This is a genomic window from Ferruginibacter sp. (genome assembly GCF_031430955.1).
GTDB lineage: Bacteria > Bacteroidota > Bacteroidia > Chitinophagales > Chitinophagaceae > Ferruginibacter.
In genome coordinates this window covers 1-3,168 of record NZ_JANPCM010000370.1, presented here as the reverse complement: position 1 = coordinate 3,168, position 3,168 = coordinate 1, and the positions used below count along the sequence as shown (strand labels likewise).

2 protein-coding genes are annotated in these 3,168 nt (G+C 34.6%); both read right to left on the bottom strand.

All coding sequences use genetic code 11. The features are described from left to right. Window positions 1-193: LytR/AlgR family response regulator transcription factor (locus ACY65O_RS10550; RefSeq protein ID WP_462220819.1), on the bottom strand; the 193-nt coding region annotated here is incomplete at its 3' end. Between the two features lie 49 nt (window positions 194-242). Then, the coding region (locus ACY65O_RS10545; RefSeq protein ID WP_462220818.1) for a GAF domain-containing protein at window positions 243-3,168 on the bottom strand (2,926 nt) is incomplete at its 5' end.

Genomic DNA, 3,168 nt, shown 5'->3' with positions numbered 1-3,168 from the left:
CAAAGCCCGTCATCATCGGCATTTGAATATCTAAAAAAAGTAATTGCGGTTTAAATGTATTAATTAACTGCAAACCTTCCTGTGCATCATTAGTACTTTTTAATTCTTTAATTTCCGGTACATATCGTTCCAGCATCAGCCGCAGTGTATTTACTGCCGAAGGTTCATCATCAATTATTAAAGCTTTTATCACAACTCTAATTTAAGCAACAAATTTTATTTTGTGTAAAGATGTTTTAAATTTAATGGCCAATAAAAAGTGTAAGAATTACCTGTGTACCCTGCACATTGCCATTGGGTGCAGTAAGGTCGTTAATGGCCACTGTAAACGGTTGCTGGTATTGCTGTTCCAGTAATTTAAGTCTTTCATACACCAGCCCCAGCCCTTTAGATTTATGATTGGCGGTATTACCCGACTGCTCCTTAACTTTTGCAGCCGCTTCTCTTCCTATACCATTATCTTTTATGGTGCACTGCAAATAGTTATAAGAGCTAAGGGTAAAAGAAATGCTTACCTGCCGCAGTCCCTGCTTGGGCATTAACCCGTGCCAGATGGCATTTTCAACAAAAGGTTGTAAAATCATAGGCGGAATTTTAATTTCACTGCTGTCAATATCATCGGTAAGATTAATGTAGTATTCAAAATTTTCATTAAAACGAAGTTGCTCCAGTTCAAGATAAAGGTTCAGCATTTCAATTTCTTTATCAAGGCTGATAAAATTCTGGTCGCAGTGGTTTAATACTTCCCTTTGCAACCGGCTGAATTTAGATAAATATTTATTGGCCTGGTCCACATCGCCTGTTAAAATATATTGCTGCACACTATTGAGTTCATTAAAAATAAACTGAGGATTCATTTGAGCTCTCAATGCCGTTAGTTGAGAGGTGGCCAGATCTTTATTTAATTTAAAAACTTCCACTTCTTTTTCACGGGTTTGCTGTTCGGCATTTATTTTATCAATTTTATCGGCACAAAGCGATGCAATGGTGGTTAAAATTTGTAAGTGCCGCTGAGTAAAAAAATTCTTTTTAGAATGTTCGGTATTAATAACGCCGATTGTTTCGTTGTTGTGAATAATAGGTACACTCAGTTCGCTGAACATAATTTTATCATCTGCCGAAAAATATCTTTTATCTTTTGAAGTATCGTTTACAAGAATACCCTGCCGGCTTTCTGCTGCTGCACCAACAATACCTTTTCCTTTAGGTACATTATAAACATTTTTATTTTTTTCTACCTGCATATCACCTTTTAAACCATAGCCAGACTTTTGTACCAGCAGGTTCTTATCTTTATTCCATAAATAAATCATACAATCTTCAAACCCTAATTTGCCAATAAGGTTTTTAGAAACATCCCATAACATTTCATCTATAGAATATTGTGCAGATATAGAAGTGGCAAAATAATTTATTACCTGTTCTATTTCCAGCTGGTATTGAAAATTGCTGGCTTTAAGTTTTAGTACTTCTATCTCTTTTTGTTTTGCCATTTCCTCCGCTTTTATTATTACAATGCGGTTGGCCACCAGCGAAGCGATAGTGCTGAGTATTTGTAAATGCCTTTCGGTATAAAATTTTTTTTGAGAATGCTCACTGTCTATCACCCCTAATAATTTACCATCATTGCTTATAGGTACCGAAACTTCTGATAAACGCCTTACATCATCAACAATATACCGTTTGTCTTTTGACGTGTCGTTAATAATTTCTGCTTTGTTATTTAATGCCACACTGCCTACAATTCCTTTTCCAAAAGGTATTTTTATTGGGTTAATTATTTTTTTTTCTTCAGTTGTTTTTGGCCCCCATGCCGATTTTTGAATCAGAATTTTTCCTTCATCATCAGCCAGGTAAATAACACAATCTTCAAACCCCAGTTTGCTGATGCAGTTTTTTGTAACATCCCACAGCATATCATCAACAGTGGTTTGCCCCGATATTGCCGTAGCAAAATAATTGATCACCTGTTCTATTTCTAATTGGTATTGATAGTTAGCTGCCCTTAATTTTTCAATTTCTGTTTTTTCCGCTTCCCTTCTTTTTATTATTTTTTCTCTTCTCTTTATAAAAAAATAAACTGCTGCTAAAATGAATATAACATACAGCAGAATAAACCACCAGCGCTGCCAAAAAGGTGCTGCAATTATTATTTGTATGCTCCTTACATTTTTACTCCATTCACCATCCTGGCTTTTTGCTTTTACTTTAAAGCTGTAGTTGCCCGGCTGCAGGTTAGTGTAAGTGGCATAATTTCTGTTGCCAGCAATTTTCCAGTCCTTATCTTCTCCTTCAAGTATGTAGGTGTATGCTGCATCATCAGCATAAAAAAGATTAGGGCTGGTAAAAGAAAAAGAAAATGAATGTTGTGTATAATTCAGTTTTAATTTTTCTAAAGTATTTAATTCAAGCCCGGGTAAAGAATCTTTGTCAAAAATTTTTAAACCGGTAAGCCATACTTCGGGTTCAGTTTTTTTAGTAAGAAGAGAATCAGTATTAAAATAAAAAAACTTTTCTACAGCGCCATGGTATATATTTCCATCTGTACCCATTTGTACCGGCGACATTAATGTTTTAGCAGGCAACCCATTTTTATAAGTAAAATTGGTAAATTTTTCGGTAAGCGTATTGTAACAACTAATACCATTGCGGCAGGTAATCCATAATAATCCCTGTTTATCTTTTACCATGCTGTAAATATTATTATGCAGCAACCCATCTTTATCAGTTAGGTGTTTTGCATTAGCTAAAGTTTTTTTGCCCGCCTTTATTTTATATACACCATCGTTGGTGCCAATAAAAATATTACCTGCATTATCCTGTGCAGTAGAATACCAGAATGCTTTTGCAATGCTGTTATTTTTTGCAGGTTGATCAATAAAATTATAAAACTGTTTTGCACCCGGTTCAAAAACACTTATCCCTTTTATAGTTGATATCCAGATATTACCGGCTTTGTCTTCAAAAAATTTTTCTGCAAAAATACTGTCAGTTAAAATACTTTTTTCATTCTTACTGTCGTGCAAATAATTTTGCAGTTCATTTCTTTTTTCGTTTATAATTACTAATCCGTTACCGCCGGTGCCGATGTATAAATTATGCAGCTTATCTTCATAAATACAAAATATTTTTTTGGCTGATAAGATGGAGAGGGTGGCATACTTTTCG